The 18,353-nt window shown below is 63.2% G+C and carries 18 protein-coding genes and 1 pseudogene; 9 read left to right on the top strand and 10 right to left on the bottom strand.

Translation table 11 applies throughout. The features are described from left to right. Positions 1–280 precede the first annotated feature (280 nt). Positions 281–1,906, top strand: coding sequence for a glucose-6-phosphate isomerase (gene pgi / locus RB548_RS00615; RefSeq protein WP_331373147.1), 1,626 nt, complete (start codon positions 281–283; stop codon positions 1,904–1,906). A gap of 71 nt (positions 1,907–1,977) precedes the next feature. On the opposite strand, the gene RB548_RS00610 is transcribed toward pgi, so the two are convergent. The 7 genes from RB548_RS00610 to RB548_RS00580 form a co-directional block, all read right to left on the bottom strand. Further along, positions 1,978–2,904 (bottom strand): carbohydrate kinase family protein, encoded by a 927-nt coding sequence (locus RB548_RS00610; protein WP_331373146.1) that lies wholly within the window; start codon positions 2,902–2,904, stop codon positions 1,978–1,980. A gap of 81 nt (positions 2,905–2,985) precedes the next feature. Continuing rightward, complete coding sequence (locus tag RB548_RS00605; protein ID WP_331373145.1) at positions 2,986–3,684, bottom strand: orotate phosphoribosyltransferase; 699 nt, start codon at positions 3,682–3,684, stop codon at positions 2,986–2,988. Positions 3,685–3,755: 71 nt separating this feature from the next. Further along, entirely contained in the window at positions 3,756–4,793 is a 1,038-nt protein-coding gene (gene pyrC / locus RB548_RS00600) for a dihydroorotase (RefSeq protein ID WP_331373144.1), read from the bottom strand. A gap of 150 nt (positions 4,794–4,943) precedes the next feature. Continuing rightward, complete coding sequence (locus tag RB548_RS00595; RefSeq protein WP_331373143.1) at positions 4,944–5,564, bottom strand: nucleoside triphosphate hydrolase; 621 nt, start codon at positions 5,562–5,564, stop codon at positions 4,944–4,946. Continuing rightward, entirely contained in the window at positions 5,561–6,343 is a 783-nt protein-coding gene (locus tag RB548_RS00590; RefSeq protein ID WP_331373142.1) for an ATP-binding cassette domain-containing protein, read from the bottom strand. The genes RB548_RS00595 and RB548_RS00590 overlap by 4 nt, the downstream gene beginning before the upstream one ends. Further along, the gene (locus RB548_RS00585; protein ID WP_331373141.1) at positions 6,343–7,425 is read right to left on the bottom strand and encodes an ABC transporter permease; all 1,083 of its coding nucleotides are present in this window, start codon (positions 7,423–7,425) and stop codon (positions 6,343–6,345) included. Before RB548_RS00585 ends, RB548_RS00590 begins: the two co-directional genes overlap by 1 nt. 199 nt (positions 7,426–7,624) lie before the next feature. Continuing rightward, positions 7,625–8,650, bottom strand: a complete 1,026-nt coding sequence (locus tag RB548_RS00580; RefSeq protein ID WP_331373140.1) for a sugar ABC transporter substrate-binding protein — start codon at positions 8,648–8,650, stop codon at positions 7,625–7,627. 382 nt (positions 8,651–9,032) lie between these two features. On the opposite strand from RB548_RS00580, the gene RB548_RS00575 reads away from it, so the two are divergent. Together RB548_RS00575 and RB548_RS00570 are read left to right on the top strand one after the other, a co-directional pair. Continuing rightward, positions 9,033–10,265, top strand: coding sequence for an ROK family transcriptional regulator (locus tag RB548_RS00575; protein WP_331373139.1), 1,233 nt, complete (start codon positions 9,033–9,035; stop codon positions 10,263–10,265). After that, entirely contained in the window at positions 10,265–10,693 is a 429-nt protein-coding gene (locus RB548_RS00570) for an RbsD/FucU family protein (RefSeq protein ID WP_331373138.1), read from the top strand. Before RB548_RS00575 ends, RB548_RS00570 begins: the two co-directional genes overlap by 1 nt. A gap of 75 nt (positions 10,694–10,768) precedes the next feature. Here the strand turns inward: RB548_RS00570 and RB548_RS00565 are convergent, their stop codons facing one another. Beyond that, positions 10,769–11,209, bottom strand: a complete 441-nt coding sequence (locus RB548_RS00565) for a DoxX family protein (RefSeq protein ID WP_331373137.1) — start codon at positions 11,207–11,209, stop codon at positions 10,769–10,771. 215 nt (positions 11,210–11,424) lie between these two features. Here RB548_RS00565 and RB548_RS00560 point away from each other — a divergent pair, with 215 nt between their 5' ends. Then, positions 11,425–12,129 carry a Crp/Fnr family transcriptional regulator gene (locus RB548_RS00560; protein ID WP_331373136.1) on the top strand — a complete coding sequence of 235 codons (705 nt, stop codon included), beginning with the start codon at positions 11,425–11,427 and terminating at the stop codon, positions 12,127–12,129. A gap of 5 nt (positions 12,130–12,134) precedes the next feature. Next, complete coding sequence (locus RB548_RS00555) at positions 12,135–14,015, top strand: CHASE2 domain-containing protein (protein WP_331373135.1); 1,881 nt, start codon at positions 12,135–12,137, stop codon at positions 14,013–14,015. Positions 14,016–14,024: 9 nt separating this feature from the next. Here RB548_RS00555 and RB548_RS00550 read toward each other — a convergent pair whose 3' ends face one another. Further along, positions 14,025–14,642, bottom strand: coding sequence for a FecR family protein (locus RB548_RS00550; protein WP_331373134.1), 618 nt, complete (start codon positions 14,640–14,642; stop codon positions 14,025–14,027). A gap of 210 nt (positions 14,643–14,852) precedes the next feature. On the opposite strand from RB548_RS00550, the pseudogene RB548_RS32125 reads away from it, so the two are divergent. After that, a pseudogene (locus RB548_RS32125) lies at positions 14,853–15,395 on the top strand (sel1 repeat family protein); the annotation flags it as partial. Positions 15,396–15,437: 42 nt separating this feature from the next. After that, on the top strand, positions 15,438–15,713 hold the full coding sequence (locus tag RB548_RS00540) for a tetratricopeptide repeat protein (RefSeq protein WP_331375037.1): 276 nt from the start codon (positions 15,438–15,440) through the stop codon (positions 15,711–15,713). Positions 15,714–15,761: 48 nt separating this feature from the next. On the opposite strand, the gene RB548_RS00535 is transcribed toward RB548_RS00540, so the two are convergent. Further along, a complete protein-coding gene (locus RB548_RS00535) occupies positions 15,762–16,796 on the bottom strand; it encodes a proline racemase family protein (protein WP_331373133.1) in 1,035 nt (344 codons plus the stop codon). A gap of 244 nt (positions 16,797–17,040) precedes the next feature. On the opposite strand from RB548_RS00535, the gene spdA reads away from it, so the two are divergent. Next, positions 17,041–17,847, top strand: coding sequence for a 2', 3'cyclic nucleotide phosphodiesterase SpdA (spdA, locus tag RB548_RS00530; protein WP_331373132.1), 807 nt, complete (start codon positions 17,041–17,043; stop codon positions 17,845–17,847). Between the two features lie 40 nt (positions 17,848–17,887). Beyond that, positions 17,888–18,202, top strand: coding sequence for a YkgJ family cysteine cluster protein (locus RB548_RS00525; RefSeq protein WP_331373131.1), 315 nt, complete (start codon positions 17,888–17,890; stop codon positions 18,200–18,202). Positions 18,203–18,353: the final 151 nt, after the last annotated feature.

Raw genomic sequence — 18,353 nt, 5'->3', positions numbered from 1 at the left:
CAGGCGGGGAGAAGGGACTTGCCGCAGCCGCCTCGCTCTATAATTCCCCGCAAAGTACGCGGCTCGCGTCCCCTCTCCCCTCCTGCGGGGAGAGGGTCAGGGTGAGGGGCAGTCCCACTCCAGAAACCGCTCCGGTTTCGGGCCACGTGCTTCAGCGTTGACGCGACGAGGGCGGTGCACCGCGCGCGGCCTTTTTTCGCTGCAGCGCACACATGCCCTTGATTTACCGCAAACAAACCGACTAGCTATCGCAGCCAATTTCCGATGCAAGGAGCCTGCGATGAAAGCGCTTGTCGAAAACCTCAAAGCCACTGCACGCGAGACCAATGCAACCGATATTCGCGCCGCCTTCGCGGCCGACCGGGACCGTTTCACCCGCTTCAGCACGACGCTCGGCGACCTCCTCCTCGACTATTCGAAATGCGCGGTGAACGACCGGGTTCTCGACGGTCTCGAAGCACTCGCCAAGGCGGCGAAGGTGGAAGAAAAGCGGGACGCCATGTTCCGCGGCGACATCATCAACATGACCGAAGGCCGCGCCGTGCTGCACACGGCGCTCAGGAACCGGAGCAACCGGCCGGTGCTCGTCGACGGCAAGGACGTGATGCCCGACGTCAACGCCGTACTCGATGCGATGGGTGCGTTTGCCGATGGCATCCGTTCGGGCGCCTTGAAGGGCACAACCGGCAAGAAGATCACCGATGTCATCAACATCGGCATCGGCGGCTCCGATCTCGGTCCGGTGATGGCGACGCTGGCGCTCGCCCCCTTCCACGACGGCCCGCGGCTGCATTTCGTTTCCAATATCGACGGCGCGCATATCGCCGACACGCTGAAGCTCATCGATCCGGAAACCGCACTCTTCATCGTCGCCTCGAAGACTTTCACCACGATCGAGACGATGACCAATGCCGCCACCGCTCGCGCCTTCATCGCCGGCAAGCTCGGCGAGGCTGCAGTCGGCCACCACTTCGCGGCAGTCTCCACCGCACTCGACAAGGTCGCGGCCTTCGGCATCGACGCCTCCCGTGTCTTCGGCTTCTGGGACTGGGTCGGCGGACGCTATTCGATCTGGTCGGCAATCGGCCTGCCGTTGATGATCGCGATCGGAAGTGAGAATTTCGGGCGCTTCCTCGACGGTGGCCACGCCATCGACGAACATTTCCGCAACGCCCCGCTGCGCCAGAACATTCCGATGCTGCTCGGCCTCATCGGCTTCTACCACCGCAACGTGCTCGGCTATCCGTCGCGGGCGATCCTGCCTTACGATCAGCGCCTTGCGCGCTTTCCGGCCTATCTGCAGCAGCTCGACATGGAATCGAACGGCAAGGGCGTCACGATGGACAGCACACCGGTCGAATTCTCGACCGGGCCGGTGGTCTGGGGCGAACCGGGCACCAATGGTCAGCACGCCTTCTACCAGCTCATCCACCAGGGCACCGACATCATTCCCGCTGAATTCATGATTGCCGCGAACGGCCACGAAAAGGACCTGCGCCACCAGCACCAGCTGCTGATGGCAAACTGCCTGGCGCAATCGGAAGCCTTGATGAAGGGCCGCACGCTTGCCGAAGCCAAGGCGCAGCTCACCTCCAAGGGCATGGATGACGCGAGGGCCGACAAGATCGCTCCGCATCGGGTCTTCACCGGCAACCGGCCTTCGCTTACCTTCGTCTACAACGAGCTCGATCCCTTCGCGCTCGGTCGCCTGATCGCGCTCTACGAACACCGCGTCTTCGTCGAAGGTGCGCTCTTCAACATCAATTCCTTCGACCAATGGGGCGTCGAGCTGGGCAAGGAACTTGCAACGGGCCTTCTCCCGGTCGTCGAAGGCAAGGAAAGCGCCGAGGGCCACGATTCATCGACCGCCGGCCTTGTTGCGGCATTGCTGAAGGCCGCGCGCTGACCAGCAAAGAGGGCGCCGGCAACGGCGCCCTTTGGCCTTGGATCTGCACCGCGGCGGGATGCTTGAAAATCTCAGAGCCCGATTTCGTATTGCCACGGCGGATTTGCCCCGGCGCGCGAGACGGTGACGGCGGCCGCCTTGGCGCCGAGTGCCAAGGCCTGACGGACCGCCGTGTCGCTTAGATTTGCCACCGCATCCTTGGTGAGCAAGTTGTTGAGCTTCAACGAAGCCAGCACGCCGGCATCGAACGTGTCGCCGGCGCCGACCGTATCGACGACCGTGACCCGCTCGCCGGCGACCTCCACCCTATGGTTCCTGGTATAGCCGACCGCGCCATCCGCGCCCTTGGTGATCAGCACCAGGCTGGGGCCGCGCTTCAGCCATTCCGCGGCCAGCTCGTCGTGGCTGCCTTCCATGCCGAACCAGGCGAGGTCCTCGTCCGAGAACTTGATGATGTCCGACATCGCGGCCATGCGGTTCATGCGCCCAAGATGCGCCTCGCGATCCTTGATGAAGCCGGGACGGATGTTCGGATCGAAGGAGATCACGCGCTTCTCGTGCTCGCGCACCATCAAGGCTTCGTAAGTCGAGCCGCATGGTTCGGGGATGAGGCTGATCGCACCGAAATGCAGCGCTTCGCAGAAATCGCCGAGCGCCGGCAGATGTTCCTTGGTGATCATCCGTCCCGCGGTGTTCTCGTCGAAGAAGGCGTAGCTCGCGTGACCGTGGACGAGTTTCACGAAGGCAAGCGTGGTGTGCATCGGCAGGGTCGCGCAAGGGCCGAAATCGACATTCGCCGCTTTCAGCGTATCGCGCAGGATATCGCCGAACATGTCGTCGGAGAGGCCGGTGAAGAAGCCGGTCGGGATGCCGAGCCGTCCCAGCGCGATCGCGGTGTTGAAGATCGCGCCGCCGGCATAGGGCGCAAAAGCGCTCTCCCCGGCTGCCGTATCGCGCGGCAGCATGTCGATCAAGGCTTCCCCGCAGCAGACGATCATCGGCATTCCTCCCTTAACGATTATTCCTTCGACTATTCAATCGATTTAAATCAGATTTCCCGCCAAGACCAGCGGGAAAGCCTACTGGGCTGCGAGCGCGCTGACGCCGCCGTTGCGGCCGGACCAGGCGAGTGGGGCGTTGAGAAAGGCTTCGACCTCGTTCAGCGTCTTCTCGTCGAACAGCGTCTGCTCGCGGGCAACCGCCAGCACGTTGCGCCAGGTGGCGATGAAGTGCAGGTCGACGCCCTTCGATTTCATGTCCGCCCGCGCTTCCGGGAAGATGTCGTAATAGAAGAGCGCGATGCCATGGTCGACCACGCCGCCGGCCGCGCGGATCGCGTCGATGAACTTGAACATCGAGCCGCCGGCGGTCGTCAGGTCCTCGATGACCAGCACGCGCGCGCCTTCCGGCATGTGACCCTCGATCCGGGCATTGCGGCCATGGCCCTTCGGGGCCTTGCGCACATAGATCATCGGCAGGCCGAGACGCTCCGCAAGCATGGCTGCGAAGGGAATGCCGGCCGTCTCTCCGCCGGCGATGACGTCGAACTGCTCGAAGCCGGCCTCGCGAAGGATCGTCGCGGCGGCGAAATCCATCACCGCCGAACGGATGCGCGGATAGGAGATCAGCTTGCGGCAGTCGATATAGACAGGGCTCGCCATGCCGGAGGAGAGCTTGTAGGGCTCGTCGGCGCGGAAATGTACCGCCTTGATCTCCCAGAGCATTTTCGCGACCAGTTCGGCCATCACCGCCTTGTCGGTGAACGCATTGGAAAACATGAAACTCTCCTTCTAGCGTGACCCGAAAGCGGTTTTGGCTTCAGTCACGTGACAAAACGAACCCTCGTTAATCAGACAACCGCCCAGTAGAGCGGGTACATCGGATCGAAAACCGTGACCGGGCCAACTTCCGTCTCGACCTTGGCGGGGTAACGGACCGGCTCTTCGCTCTTGCGCAGCGTGATCGTCTCCTCGTTCACCGGCAGGCCATACCAGGCGGGACCGTTCAACGACGCAAAGGCCTCGAGGCGGTCGAGCGCCCCCTCTTCCTCGAAGACATGGGCGAGGCAGCTCATGGTGTTGATCGAGGTGTAGATGCCGGCGCAGCCGCAGGCGCATTCTTTCAGCGGATCGACATGCGGCGCGGAATCAGTGCCGAGGAAGAAGCGGGTATCTCCGGACGTGGCCGCCGCGCGCAGCGCCAGGCGGTGCGTCTCACGCTTGGCGACCGGCAGGCAGTAATAATGCGGCTTGATACCGCCGACGAGGATGGCGTTGCGGTTGATGATCAGATGATGGGTCGTGATCGAGCCGGCGAGATTGGCCTTTGACGCCTTGATATAATCGATCCCATCCTTGGTCGTCACATGCTCCATCGTGATGCGGAGCTCGGGCAGGCGCCGGCGGAGGGGATCGAGCACGGTTTCGATGAACACCGCTTCGCGGTCGAAGATGTCGACGTCAGCCGTCGTCACCTCTCCGTGGACGCAGAGCGGTGTGCCGATCGCGGCCATTCGCTCCAGTACCGGCATTGCCTTTTCGATGTCGCGAACGCCGCTGTGCGAGTTGGTCGTCGCCCCGGCCGGATAGAGCTTGACCGCTTTGACGAGGCCACGTCTAAAGCCCGCCTCGACATCGTTCGGATCGGTGCCTTCGGTCAGATAGAGCGTCATCAACGGCTCGAACCGATCCTCAGCGGGAACGGCGGCGAGGATGCGCTCACGATAGGCAGCCGCATCGGCCGTGGTCACCACCGGCGGCACCAGGTTGGGCATGATGATGGCGCGGGCGAAGTGGCGGCTCGTGTCCGCGATCACGCCGCGCAGCATGCCGCCATCGCGCAGGTGAAGGTGCCAATCATCCGGGCGGCGGATAACGAGGTCTTGCATGGTCAGCGTTCTCCCGATGCTCGCGTCCGATCGGCGCGAGCGGCGTTGGGGCCGGTCGGTGCGCTCGATGGGCGGGACTTCATGTGGTGAAACCGCGCCTCGATATCATCATTGTGCCGCAAAACACAATGGCGCACGAACCCCCATCCCTCAGAAATCGCGGATGACGAGATCGGCCGGCCGGCGGCTGCCGAGAATGCGCCGGGCATTCGGGATATCGTTGTCGAACGCCTTCGTCTTCGCGGTCTCGTCGTCGTAGCCGTGATCGAACCAACGCTTCAGCAATCGCCGCTCGATCACCTCAAGGCCGGGATCGATGAAAATCGAAAAATCGAAGGCACCGTCGAGCCCGTTCCACGGCGCTTCGCCGAGCATGAGATAGTTGCCTTCAACAAGGATTATGCGCGTCTCCGGGGCGATCACCCGCGCCGATGCAATTGCCAGCTCGCGCGATCGGTCGAAGATCGGCACGAGGACTTCGCCGTCATTGGCCCGAACGGCGGTGATGGTCGAGAGGAACGATCGGAAGTCGAAGGTTTCGGGCGCACCCTTGCGGGAAAGCAGCCCCTTCTCTTCGAGGACGGCATTGTCCATGTGGAAGCCGTCCATCGGCAAGACCGCCGAGCGCTCGCCTGCCTCGGCAAGCGCCTTGGAAAGCGCTTCGGACAGCGTCGATTTGCCGGCGCCAGGCGGGCCGGCGATAGCGACGATAAAGCGGCCGGCATCACCCGCCCGCTTCAGGATCTCATCCCGCAAGGACTGCAGGTTCATGCCGCCTTCGCCTCGCCCGGAGGTGCCTTCGCCCCGGTCATGAAAGCCACCGCATCCGACATCGTGTATTCCTTCGGATTGATGACGCAGAGCCGCCGGCCGAGGCGGTGGATGTGGATGCGGTCCGCGACCTCGAAGACGTGCGGCATATTGTGCGAGATCAAGACGATCGGCAGGCCGCGGCGGCGAACGTCGAGGATCAGTTCCAGCACGCGCCGGCTTTCCTTGACGCCGAGTGCTGCGGTCGGTTCGTCCATGATGACCACCTTGGAACCGAAGGCCGCGGCGCGCGCGACGGCAACACCCTGACGCTGGCCGCCCGAGAGCGTTTCCACCGCCTGGTTGATGTTCTGGATCGTCATCAGGCCGAGTTCGGAGAGCTTTGCCCGCGCCTGTTTTTCCATGGCCACGCGGTCCAGCGAGCGGAACCACTTGCCCATGATGCCCGGCTTGCGGATCTCGCGGCCCAGAAACATGTTGTCGGCGATCGACAGCGCCGGCGACAAGGCCAGGTTCTGATAGACGGTCTCGATGCCGGCCTTCCTGGCTTCCATCGGCGAGCGGAAATTCACCGGCTGGCCTTCGAGCTGGATCTCGCCCTCGTCGGGCGTGATGGCGCCGGAGATCGCCTTGATCATCGAGGATTTGCCGGCGCCGTTGTCGCCGATCACGGCCAGGATTTCACCCGGGTAGAGATCGAAATCGGCGTGGTCGAGAGCGGTCACGCGACCGTAGCGCTTGACGAGACCGCGAGCGGTGAGAATGGGTTGTTGTGCCATCAGGCTGCTACCTTTCTGATCCACTGGTCGATTGCGACGGCGATGATGATCAGCAAGCCGATCAGGAGATAGGTCCATTGCGGATCCGTGCCCATCAGGCGAAGCCCGAGCGAGAAGACGCCAACGATCAACGCGCCGAAGAGCATACCAAGAATGGAGCCACGGCCGCCGAACAGCGAGATGCCGCCGATCACCACGGCGGTGATCGATTCGATGTTCGCGAACTGGCCCGCCGTCGGCGAAACGGAGCCGATGCGGCCGATCAAAGCCCAGCCGGCAAGCGCGCAGATGAGGCCGGACAGAGTGTAGATGGTAACGAGCATGCCCTTGACATTGACGCCGGCGAGCTTGGCCGCCTCCGGGTCGTCGCCGACCGCGTAGACATAGCGCCCCCAGGCGGTACGGTTGAGCACGTACCAGAGCAAGCCCACGAGAAGCACCATGGCGACGACGCCATAGGTGAAGACGGCATTGCCGATGCGGAAGTTCTGACCGAAGAACTGCAGGATCGGTGCGTTGGCGGAGATATCCTGGGCGCGGATCGTCTCGTTGGCGGAATAGAGGAAGTTGGAGGCGAGCACGATCTGCCACATGCCGAGCGTGACGATGAAGGGCGGCAACTTCATGCGCGCGACGAGCGTGCCGTTGATGAAGCCGCAGAGCGCCCCGACGCCGAGACCGCAGAGCACCGACAAGGCCGGCGGCAAGCCGTAGCGGAAGGTGAACTGCCCCATGATCACCGATGACAGCACCATCATGGCGCCGACCGAGAGATCGATGCCGGCCGTCAGGATGACGAGCGTCTGGGCGGCGCCGACGATGCCGACGATCGCCACCTGCTGCAGGATGAGCGTCAGCGTGAAGGCGGAAAAGAACTTGCCGCCGAGGATGGCGCCGAAGGTCGCCAGCGACAGGACCAGCACGATCAGCGGAACGGCGGCCGGGCTTGAATGAAGGAAATGCTGGAGCTTCTGAAGTGGCGTCTTGTCATGCGTGTCGAATGACGCCACGTCCGTCGAGCTGTTGGCCAGGACCTTTTCGAATTCCTGGGATGGCTGTGCGGCTGTATTTGGTTCGGCCATGGAGACTCCTCCCGTGAACCCCACTCCCAAGGGGGGTTGCATTGCTGCCGGATGCGGCCCGCCTGTGATCGCGGCGAGTTTCAGCAACTACTAAAAATTGCGCAGGTTTTCCGCGCCTTGTCAAAGACCTCGGCGCTTACACGAAGGGCGGCCGGGGCCGCCCTTCCCTGTCACATGATCTGTCTCGATCAGGAGCCGATCAGCCCCAGCACTTGTCCGTGCCGACCTTGGTGTCGATCGACTCGACACCCGAGACCGGCCTGTCGGTAACGAGCGAGACGCCGGTATCGACGAAGTCCTTGCCTTCGGTCGGCTTCGGCTTTTCGCCGGTATCGGCGAACTTCTTGATCGCCTCGATGCCGAGCGCAGCCATCATCAGCGGATATTGTTGCGACGTCGCGCCGATGACGCCGTCGGCGACGTTCTTGACGCCCGGGCAACCACCGTCGACGGAAACGATCAGCACGTCCTTTTCACGACCGACGGCCTTCAGCGCCTCATAGGCACCGGCGGCGGCCGGTTCGTTGATCGTGTGCACGACGTTGATGGTCGGATCCTTCTGGAGGAGGTTCTCCATAGCCGTACGACCGCCCTCTTCGTTGCCGTTGGTGACGTCGTGGCCGACTATGCGCGCGTCGTCCTCGTCACCGATCTTGTTCGGGTCCTTCGGGTCGATGCCGAAGCCGATCATAAAGCCCTGGTCGCGCAGGACGTCGACAGTCGGCTGCGACGGCGTCAGGTCGAGGAAGGCGACCTTGGCTTCCTTGGCGGCGTCACCGAGCGTCGCGGCCGCCCATTGGCCGATCAGCTTGCCGGCAAGCAGGTTGTCCGTCGCGAAAGTGGCGTCAGCGGCATCGAGCGGCTCAAGAGGCGTGTCGAGCGCGATGACAAGCAAGCCGGCATCACGTGCCTTCTGCACCTGCGGCACGATGCCCTTGGTGTCGGATGCCGTCAGGAGAATGCCCTTGGCACCATCGGCGATGCAGGTTTCGATCGCCGCGACCTGGCTTTCGGAATCGCCGTCGATCTTGCCGGCATAGGACTTCAGCGTCATGCCGAGTTCCTGCGCCTTGGCGGTGGCACCTTCCTTCATCTTCACGAAGAAGGGATTGGTGTCGGTCTTGGTGATGAGGCAGGCGGAGACATCGGCCGCCTGCGACGGCGAAGCGAAGGCCACGCCAAGCGCGAGCGCGCCGAATGCGGCAGAAAGAACTGTTTTCTTCATAAAACCCTCCCAAGGATGAAAAAACGCCGGCGGACCGGCACAGGCTTCGCCGCCGCAGCATTCTCCTCCTGCGGACGGCGCTTCCGAAGGTAAGTCAAACACCAAACTTTTTGGGTGTCAATAAATAAATCAAATTGAATTATTATTCAGTTGTGGCATTCTGAGGCTCAGGACGACCTTGGAGGAACCCCGACCGTCCCGGCAAATTGACAGATCCACCTGAAGTGGAAACAACAGACTCGCGCCAAGCGAGTATCTACGGTGCCACGCGTCCGACCGGATGCGCAAAGGTCGCCGTAGCACTTTGAATTTGCTGCATGATTTTGCCCTTAAACTGGTTCAAGGAATCATGCAGTGGTGCCAACGGGGAGGAGACGGTGGCATGTCACTGACAGACGATTCCCGCGGGGGATCAACGCAACCGGACGTGATAGACCCAAGCGGCGGAGCGAACCAGACCCGTGTGCGCGCCTATAACGAGCGCCTGGTCATGTCGCTCGTCCGTCGCCACGGCAGTCTGTCGAAAGCGGACATCGCCCGCCGCTCCGGCCTCTCCGCCCAAACCGTCTCGGTCATCATGCGCGCGCTGGAACGCGACGGCCTCCTAATCCGTGGCGCCCCGGTGCGCGGTCGCGTCGGCCAGCCATCGATTCCGATGCGCCTCAATCCGGATTCGGTCTACTCATTCGGCGTCAAGATCGGCCGCCGCAGCGCAGACCTGGTTCTGATGGATTTCGTCGGCAATATCCGGCTGCATCTGCATCAGATCCACACCTACCCGCTGCCCGAGGACCTCGTCACCTTCATCGTCGGCGGCATTGAAAAACTCGAGCAGCAACTCGCGCCCGAGCAGCGGGCGCGGATCGCCGGCGTCGGCATTGCGACGCCCTTCGAACTCTGGAACTGGGCCGAGGAAGTCGGCGCGCCGCGCGAAGAAATGGACCGCTGGCGTGACGCCAACCTGCAGACAGCCGTAGCCGCACAGATACGCCACCCGGTCTTTCTGCAGAACGACGGAACGAGCGCCTGCGGAGCGGAACTCGCCTTCGGTGTCGGCTCAAGCTATCCCGACTTCGTCTATTTCTATATCGGCTCCTTCATCGGCGGCGGCATCGTCCTCAACTCCGCCCTGTTTTCCGGGCGGACCGGAACCGCAGGAGCGGTCGGCCCGCTGCCGGTCTCGGGCAAGGACGGCAAGTCCACGCAATTGCTAAAGATCGCTTCCGTCTTCGTGCTTGAAAACCTGCTGCGCGAACGCGGCATCGATCCGCAGCCGCTCTGGTATTCGGCCGACGACTGGATCGACTTCGGCGAACCGCTCGAGATCTGGATCCAGGACACCGCCTATGCGCTCGCGCAGGCCGTGGTCTCCGCCGCATCGATCATCGATTTCTCCGCAGCCGTCATCGATGGCGGTTTTCCTCCCTGGGTGCGGGCGCGTATCCTTGCGGCGACGCGCCGGGCGCTGCAGACGCTCGACCTTCAGGGCGTGACGGTTCCGGATCTTGTCGAAGGCGCGGTCGGGAGCCACGCCCGGGCGATCGGCGGGGCGAGCCTTCCTCTGTTTTCCCGCTATCTCTTGGACACCAATGTCCTCTTCAAGGAGCTCAGTTGATGCTGAAAGGAATAAACCCGCTGCTCGGTCCGGAGCTTCTCGCGGCACTGAGGGCAATGGGTCACGGCGACGAGATCGCGCTCGTCGACGGCAATTATCCGGGCGAGGAACATGCGCGTCGCCTTGTCCGCCTCGACGGACACGGCCTCATCCCCGTGCTCGACGCGATCTTGAGCGTCCTGCCGATCGACGACTTCGTACCCGAGGCGATCTTCCGCGCCACCGTCAAGCAGGACAAGCAGGCGCTCGACCCCGTACATCGGGAAATCATCGAATGCTGCGGCAGGCATGAGCCATCACGGGAGGTCGTGCCGCTGCTCGGCGCCGACTTCTATCCGCGCGTGAAGGCCGCCCATACGGTGGTGCAGACCAGCGAACCGCGTCTTTACGGTAACGTCATTCTCCGCAAGGGCGTCATCTACCCCTGACATCACGCGACAATGCAAAAACCCGCCGGGACAGCCGGCGGGTTCCTTGTTCTGGTCGGAAACTTTCGCCACGCCTTAGGCGGTGGCGAGGGCCTTTCCAGTGCGGGCATCGACCGAAAGCGCGCCCGGACCGAAGGCGGCCAGCACCAAGAAGGCCCCGGCGATCGTGATGTTTTTCATCATCATGATCTGGTTGAAGACGGTCAGCAGGCCGTTGGCAGCCGCCGGAAAGTCCGGAACGTTGATGGCGCCGCTATGGAAGACCAAACCGGTAACCAAGCAGAATGCGGCCAGCAGATAGGACGCAATGCGCGTCTGGAAGCCGACGAGGATCGCAACACCGGCAACGAGTTCAAACAGACCGGCGAGATAGGCGAGTGCCGTTGCAGCCGGCCATCCGGCACCGGTGATCATGCCGGCAGTGGCCGTCGGATCGGTGAGCTTGCCGAAGCCGGACATGATAAACATGATCGAAAGGAGGATGCGCCCGATAAGGACGACGACATTCTGAGACATGCGCGAGGCTCCTGTTGGAAAACGTGTTGGCAGCAGAAATATCAACATTTTCAAAAAGATCTAGCGGCACAACCGATAACACATCGTTCACAGTTCGGAGACAGACGCGGCTTATCGTCAACCGCCGTCGGATCCGAACAACTCTTTTCTGTTGCAACGGCGGAAGGACTGGGTGAAGAATTTCAACGCGTTGCAGGGAACGCAGGGGAGATGTCATGGCCGAAGTCAACAGGAGTCCCGCCTTCTGGCGATCCTTTCCGATTTTCGAGGAGTTCGACAAGGAGACGCTGACGGAGCTTGCCGGCATCGCCACGTACCGGAGATGGCCGGCAGGTACGGTCATCTTCCAGCGCGGCGACGAAGGTAACTACATGGTTGTCGTGGTTTCGGGTCGCATCAAGCTCTCGCTGTTCACACCGCAGGGCCGCGAACTGATGCTGCGCCAGCATGAGGGGGGCGCACTCTTCGGCGAAATGGCTCTGCTCGACGGCCAGCCGCGGTCGGCCGATGCGACAGCGGTCATCGCATCCGAAGGCTACGTGATCGGCAAGAAGGCTTTTCTCGATCTCATCATCCACAGGCCACAGATCGCCGAGGCTGTGATCCGCTTTCTCTGCGCCCAGCTTCGCGATACCACCGAGCGGCTGGAAACGATCGCGCTCTACGACCTCAACGCCCGCGTAGCCCGTTTCTTTCTGGCAACGCTCAAACAGATTCACGGCCACGAACTTCCAAGCAGCGCCAATCTGCGCCTGACCTTGAGCCAGACCGACATCGCCGCCATTCTCGGCGCGAGCCGGCCAAAGGTGAATCGCGCCATTCTGTCGCTTGAGGAATGCGGTGCGCTCAAGCGCACGGAAGGCATCATTTGCTGCAACGTCGATCGCCTCCTGAACGTCGCCGATCCCGAGGAGGGCTAGCTCGATTGAGTGCGAAGCACCGCCGCCACCATCGCGTCACCCCGCTCTTCGGCGGGATCGTCGCAAGCCTGGCGGCGGCGCTGCTTCTCTATCTCTATGGCGGAACCGTCTTCAAAACCCCGCGTGAACTTTTCTTCGACAACCTCACGCAATGGGTGGCCTCGCCCCGGTCGCCGGAGATCACCGTTGTCGACGTCGATCGCAAGGCGCATGAGACGCTTGGCTCCGAAAACTGGGACCGGGCGGCGACGGCCGTGCTGATATCGCGGCTGGCCGCGGCCGGACCGAAGGTGATTGCGCTCGATTTCGTCTTCAGCTCCGAATGCGAGGCCGACGCCGCAGGCAATGCTGCGCTTGCTTCCGCGATCGCGGGGGCACCCGTCGTTCTGGGCTTTCTCGCGGCTGACCGTGCCCTGGAGCATCCGCGTCCCGTTCCTCCGCTCGCTCTTAGACGCCCGCTTGCGGTGCCGGAGCCGTGGTTCATTGCCGGGGCGGAAACATCCTGCCCGACATTCATGGACCAGTCCAAGGCGGCGACCGCCGGCTTTCTCGTCGGCGACGAGGATGCGCGCGTGCGGAGGGCGCAGGCTTTTGCGATCCTCGGCAACGACGCCTACCCGGCGCTCGCGATCGAAGCGGGACGGCTGGCGGCCGGGAGCAGCACGCCGGTGCTCGGCGGCGAGCCTGCCTGGCTCAGGCTCGATCATGCCGTCATCCCCCTCGACGAGGCGGGAAACCTGCGCTTCGTGGCAAGTTCGGAAGAGGCCATTGCCGCGCGCACGCTCTCGGCTGCCGACGTCGTGGCAAACACCGCCGATCGGAGCCGACTTGCGGGCAAACTGGTCTTCGTCGGCAGCAGCATGCCGAGCCTCGGCGGCCTGAGACCCAGCGCCTCGATGCCGCTCGAGCCTTCGGTGCAGATCCACGCCGACATCGCCAATGCCATCATCACCGGCTTCGTTCCCTACCGGCACGGCCGGCTGCCGCCACTGGAGGCTTTGTTCAGCTTCGCGGCGGGCACGCTTGCAGCCCTTGGCGCGACACGGCTTCGGCCGCTCGCGACCCTCGCCCTCGGCCTCCTCGCGCTACTCTTCGTCGTCGCCGGCGCCGGTGGCGTTTATACCGCAACGGGCTGGCTCGTCGATGCAGTCGGTATCGGTGCGGCGCTCATCGCTGTGCTCGTCGTGACAAGCGCGCTCCAACTCGCCCACGTGCGGCGCGCCGAGGCGATCGCCCGACAGAAATTTTCGCAGTACCTGCCGCAGTCCGTCGTCGCGCGCTACATCGACGAGCCGAATGCCGGACGCGTGGCGGGCGAGGAGCGCGTGGTCACCGCACTCTTCACCGATATCGAGGGATTCTCGACACTCGCCCGCAAGCTCGGGCCTCGCGAGCTCGTGGCCCTGCTCGACATCTATTTCGCGGAAGTGAACACCCTCGTCTCCCGCCATGGAGGCATGGTCGACAAGGTGGTCGGCGATGCCGTGCACGCGCTCTTCAACGCGCCGGAGGACCTCGAAGATCACGTCAACAAGGCGATCGAATGCGCCGTCGCGATCCACGCCTTGACCGAAGAAATGCGGCGGCGGCCGCAATTTGCAGAAAACAGTTTCGGCCGTACCCGGATCGGTGTCGAAACCGGGCCTGCCGTACTCGGCGAGGTGGGCGCGGGCGGCAAGCTCGACTACACCGCTCATGGCGACGCGGTGAACCTCGCGGCGCGGCTTCAGGACGCGAACAAATTCCTCGGAACGGCAATCTGCATCGGGCCAGCGGCAGCAGCGCAATCGGACGCACCTCTCCGGGCACTGGGGCGCCATGATATCCGTGGTTTCGGACTGATGGAGCTCTTCACAGTCGCTGACCCGCCATCGCCAGCCGAGTGAGGGCGTGCGTTACAGCAAGCCGACGCTCGCATAGGCTTCCCGGATGCGGGCCTGCCCCCAGTTTGTCAGCTCCGACGGTGCCGCGCCCGGCCGGTCGAAGTCGACGCCTTGGCCGGCTGCAACCGTGCGCGTCACACCGCCGCCCTGGACCGAGACCGCTCCACGCTCCACGAAGACGGCGAAAGCCGCCCGGCTCGGGCCGCAGAAGAATTTCGTGCCACGCACGCCGATCATCCCGAAAGCCGTGCGCACTGCCACGTCAACCTTCGAAAGCCCCTCCGGCCGGTCGAAGACCATCCGGCCGAGACCGAGCTCGAGCGTGCCGCCCTGGCCGGCGATGAAGCTGTCGATCAAGAGTTCCGTTTGCGGGCCAAGCAGGATGCGCGTTTCGCTGAGCGCCAGATCGGCAAAGCTGTTGGTGCTCGTCGAGACGTAGTCATTGTCGAGAACGTCACCACCGACGGCAAGCCGCGCCTCGTCCTCTCCCTGCCGGCGGCGAACATTGCCGCGTATCTTCTCGGCCCTACCGACCACGGAATCGGGCGCCGCGTTCGCCGATCGACCCACCATGGCCGCCAGCATCAGGCCGCCGACGAAGATTCGCCTTTTCACACATATCTGCCGCATCGGCTTTGCTCGCTGCCTTCGCAACGCTCCCTGTTCGAGCCTCCGGCGTCTGCGAGGATAAACCCACGCATAGGCGATGCAAGACGCATCTCGCCTAGCTGGACGCAGGCGCTCCCACTTCGCCGCCCGATCCGAAGCGCCGCTGTTTCCCCCGGAACAGGTCCGGCGCCGCAACCGCCCTAGGATCAAGCCGTAAAGAGGGAAACCATCATGGACAACCGGATCAATCAGCGCGTTCGCATCGCCAATGTCCTGCTATTGGCGGCTATCATGGTCCTTTCGTTTGCTGCGATCGCGCTGCCCGCGGCGCGTGCCGCCGATCTGACCGCCGCGGAGCAATGCGACCGGGAAGCGGGCAGCGAATTCGACCTGGAGCGGAACCGGTCGTTCCCGACCGTTTCCACGGACGACATCCGCATCGGCATTGCGCTCTCCGCATGCCGCGAAGCCTACAATCAGAATGGCGATGCACGGACACAATTCCAGCTCGCGCGTGTCCTCGATAAGGCCGGGCAGAAAATACAGTCGCGCCGCATTCTCGCGGAAGCCGCACGCAACGGTCATGCGCTCGCCATGGTGAATTACGGCGCCCTGCTCGCCGAGTCGGGCGAAGCGGAAACGGCGTTCGACCTCTACGAGCGAGCCGCGGCGGCCGGAAACATCCTCGCCGCGTACAATCTCGGTGTCGCCTATCGCGACGGTGTCGGCACCGCCGCCGACGGCGCGCTTGCGATCCGCTGGTTCGAGCGCGCGTCGCTTGCCGGCGACGACGTCGCGGCATTCAACCTGGCGGTGATGCTGGATGAGGGCAAGGCGGTGCCGGAAGACAATCTGGAGGCCGCAAAATTCTACGGTCTCGCGGCCGAACGCGGCAATGTCGACGCGATGATCAATTTGGGCCTGATGTTCGAAAGCGGTGAAGGCGTTCGGCGCAATCCTGTCGCCGCCCGGGAGTTGTTCAGGCAGGCCGCCGACCGAGGCGACCCGCTTGGCCAGCAAAAGCTCGACCCGGTCGCCACCGGCGGCATCTTTCAAACGGCCATGCTGGCAAAGATGGACCGACCCGAATGAAGACACCATCTCTGCGCGGAGGGATAATGGCCGCCGCGCGATCGGGTCTCAATGGATCTCGCCCGCCTGCGGCCCCCAGGTATCGGTCAGCGCAAAACCTTCGGCGAGCGGATCGAACGGATCGAGTGCCACCTGATGCAGGCCGAACGTCCAGCCGCGACCGGAAATGGTCGGAATGATGGCCTTCCTGCCGGCGACCGTCGTCACGCCTTCAAGCCCCACCTCAAACTCCGAGCCGATGATCGACCGGGATTTGAGCGCATCGCCGGGCTTCACGTGGCCGCGCGCGTGAAGCGTCGCAAGGTTCGCCGAACTGCCGGTGCCGCAAGGCGAGCGATCGACGCGGCCCGGCCACATCGTCGTGCAGGTGCGGACCGTGCCATCCGCCTCGGTGTCGCGGAACATCACGTAGGCAACGCCGCTGATTTCGGGGATCTCCGGATGGACGACCGGGATCGTGCGGTTGACGAGATCCTTGAGCAGCATACCCGCCTCGACAATCCGCCGCGCATTCGCCTTTTCGATCGTCGTACCGATCTGCCGGACATCGACCAGCGCATAGAAAATACCGCCGAAGCAGAGATCGAGCTTGATGCGGCCCCATTCCGGCGTTTCGACCTCGACGTCCAGCTCCTGCACGAAGGACGGCACCATGGTGAGCTTCACCCTTTCGCACCGTCCGTCGCGGCAGGTGGCCGTCGCCTTGACGAGGCCGGCCGCCGTGTCGAGCATCACCACCGTTTCCGGCTCCTTCATCTCGATCATGCCGGATTCGAGCAGCGCCGTCGTCACGCAAATCGAATTGGAGCCAGACATGGCGTGGGCCTGGTCCGCCTGAAGGATGATGAAGCCGGCATCGGCCTCCGGCCGCTTCGGCGGCACGAGCAGGTTGACCGAGCCGATCGATCCGGAACGCGGCTCAAGGCAGAGAAACCGGCGCAGGCTGTCGTCGACGGTGTTGATGTGGTTGAGCTGTTCGGCGATCGAGTTGCCCGGGATCTTCGGCACGCCGCCGATCGCCACCTTGCCGATTTCACCCTCACAATGAACATCCAGCAACTGGATCGTGCGCTTCCATCTCATAACCTATCTCCGGATATCGCGTCTTTCCGCCGTTCGCCGATCTCGACAATTCCCGGCGCCTCTCCTGATATATCAGGCAACGTGGCGATGCATACAGCGTTGACTGGTTAGCTGCAAGATGACGAGGACGCGGTATCGACAAGTCCATCCAAAAGTCGCCCGCCGTCCATTCACCCAAAGATGCCGCTTGACGGTGATGCCCCGGCGCGGGAGCGTGAAAGCGCGGCCTATCACCGGAACGAGCATGACGAAGTTCATCGTCTTCACCGACCTGCACATGGTTCCCGAAGGTGTGACGATCATCGGGCTCGATCCCTATCGGCGTCTCGCCAACGGGATCGCTCACGTCAATCGCTACCACGCGGATGCGAATCGGGTGATCTTTGCCGGAGACCTCGCGCACGGGGCCGACCGCCCGTCTTATGAACGCCTGAAGGCGATCCTTGGTGAACTCGTTCCACCGGCGGCAATGATGATCGGCAACCATGACCGGCGCGAGGTTTTCCTCGATGTATTTTCCGGCACAGCGACCGACGAGAACGGCTTCGTCCAGCAGGTGATCGATTTTGCCGATTGTCGCGCCGTGCTGCTCGACACGCTGTTTGCGCCGCCTTACGACTATCCCTTGAGTCACGCCGGGCATCTTTGCCAACGGCGTCTTGCCTGGCTCGATCGGCAACTCGCCGGGGCCGGCGATCGGCCGGTGCTGATCTTCATGCACCATCCTCCGCATGTAACCGGCTTCACGAGCATCGACATGATCCGTCTGATCAACGGGCAGGAATTCTACGCGCTCGTGAAACGCCACGGCAATGTGCGCCACATCTTCGCTGGTCATGTTCATCGCACGATCAGCGGTTCCAGCCGCGGCATTCCGTTCTCGATTTTCAAGAGCCCGGTCCATCAACAGCCGATGCCCTTCGATACGCCGGACCCTTCGCTCTCCGTCGATGAACCGGCGGCCTATGGCATCGTGCTGGTTACCGATGACGGGGTGCTCGTCCACACGGAAGACTACGAAATCGCCCGGCGCGACGCGGCACTGGCGTGACGACCATTTCGACGACGACGCCTTCGTGTTAGGTTGGGCCATGACCCATTCCGTTTCATCCAGCCAGGATTTCGACTGTCAAAGCTGCGGCGCCTGTTGTGCCTATTCGGCCGATTGGCCGCGCTTTTCGCTGGAGACCGACGAGGAACTCGATCGCATTCCGGCAGAATATGTCGCTGCCGATCTTGGTGGCATGCGTTGCGAGAACGATCGATGCGCGGCGCTCGACGGCACGCTGGGCCGCTTCGTGGCCTGCAAGATTTATCCGGTGCGACCGATCGTGTGCCGGACGTGCATGCCGGGTGACGACGAATGCCTGATCGCGCGCGCACGCCATTTCGGCGCTGCCGCCTGACCCCGGATCATCCGGAACTCATCGCGACGCTCCGCATGTTCCGCCGTTTGTCAACGCATCGATAGCGAAACATTCCGAGAATGCCGAGATTTGCCGGATGGATGTTCGGCGGCGCCAAGCGTATTTTCTGCCCACGAAACCAGAGGCGCCA

Source organism: Sinorhizobium chiapasense, from assembly GCF_036488675.1.
GTDB lineage: Bacteria > Pseudomonadota > Alphaproteobacteria > Rhizobiales > Rhizobiaceae > Sinorhizobium > Sinorhizobium chiapasense.
This window is presented reverse-complemented; position numbering and strand designations above follow the sequence as displayed.

What these genes read in the sequence shown, in the direction of transcription:
- pgi (WP_331373147.1), top strand. Translation starts at nt 281, where the DNA reads ATGAAAGCGCTTGTCGAAAACCTCAAAGCCACTGCACGCGAGACCAAT.
- RB548_RS00610 (WP_331373146.1), bottom strand. Translation starts at nt 2,904, where the DNA reads ATGATCGTCTGCTGCGGGGAAGCCTTGATCGACATGCTGCCGCGCGAT.
- RB548_RS00605 (WP_331373145.1), bottom strand. Translation starts at nt 3,684, where the DNA reads ATGTTTTCCAATGCGTTCACCGACAAGGCGGTGATGGCCGAACTGGTC.
- pyrC (WP_331373144.1), bottom strand. Translation starts at nt 4,793, where the DNA reads ATGCAAGACCTCGTTATCCGCCGCCCGGATGATTGGCACCTTCACCTG.
- RB548_RS00595 (WP_331373143.1), bottom strand. Translation starts at nt 5,564, where the DNA reads ATGAACCTGCAGTCCTTGCGGGATGAGATCCTGAAGCGGGCGGGTGAT.
- RB548_RS00590 (WP_331373142.1), bottom strand. Translation starts at nt 6,343, where the DNA reads ATGGCACAACAACCCATTCTCACCGCTCGCGGTCTCGTCAAGCGCTAC.
- RB548_RS00585 (WP_331373141.1), bottom strand. Translation starts at nt 7,425, where the DNA reads ATGGCCGAACCAAATACAGCCGCACAGCCATCCCAGGAATTCGAAAAG.
- RB548_RS00580 (WP_331373140.1), bottom strand. Translation starts at nt 8,650, where the DNA reads ATGAAGAAAACAGTTCTTTCTGCCGCATTCGGCGCGCTCGCGCTTGGC.
- RB548_RS00575 (WP_331373139.1), top strand. Translation starts at nt 9,033, where the DNA reads ATGTCACTGACAGACGATTCCCGCGGGGGATCAACGCAACCGGACGTG.
- RB548_RS00570 (WP_331373138.1), top strand. Translation starts at nt 10,265, where the DNA reads ATGCTGAAAGGAATAAACCCGCTGCTCGGTCCGGAGCTTCTCGCGGCA.
- RB548_RS00565 (WP_331373137.1), bottom strand. Translation starts at nt 11,209, where the DNA reads ATGTCTCAGAATGTCGTCGTCCTTATCGGGCGCATCCTCCTTTCGATC.
- RB548_RS00560 (WP_331373136.1), top strand. Translation starts at nt 11,425, where the DNA reads ATGGCCGAAGTCAACAGGAGTCCCGCCTTCTGGCGATCCTTTCCGATT.
- RB548_RS00550 (WP_331373134.1), bottom strand. Translation starts at nt 14,642, where the DNA reads ATGCGGCAGATATGTGTGAAAAGGCGAATCTTCGTCGGCGGCCTGATG.
- RB548_RS00540 (WP_331375037.1), top strand. Translation starts at nt 15,438, where the DNA reads ATGCTGGATGAGGGCAAGGCGGTGCCGGAAGACAATCTGGAGGCCGCA.
- RB548_RS00535 (WP_331373133.1), bottom strand. Translation starts at nt 16,796, where the DNA reads ATGAGATGGAAGCGCACGATCCAGTTGCTGGATGTTCATTGTGAGGGT.
- spdA (WP_331373132.1), top strand. Translation starts at nt 17,041, where the DNA reads ATGACGAAGTTCATCGTCTTCACCGACCTGCACATGGTTCCCGAAGGT.
- RB548_RS00525 (WP_331373131.1), top strand. Translation starts at nt 17,888, where the DNA reads ATGACCCATTCCGTTTCATCCAGCCAGGATTTCGACTGTCAAAGCTGC.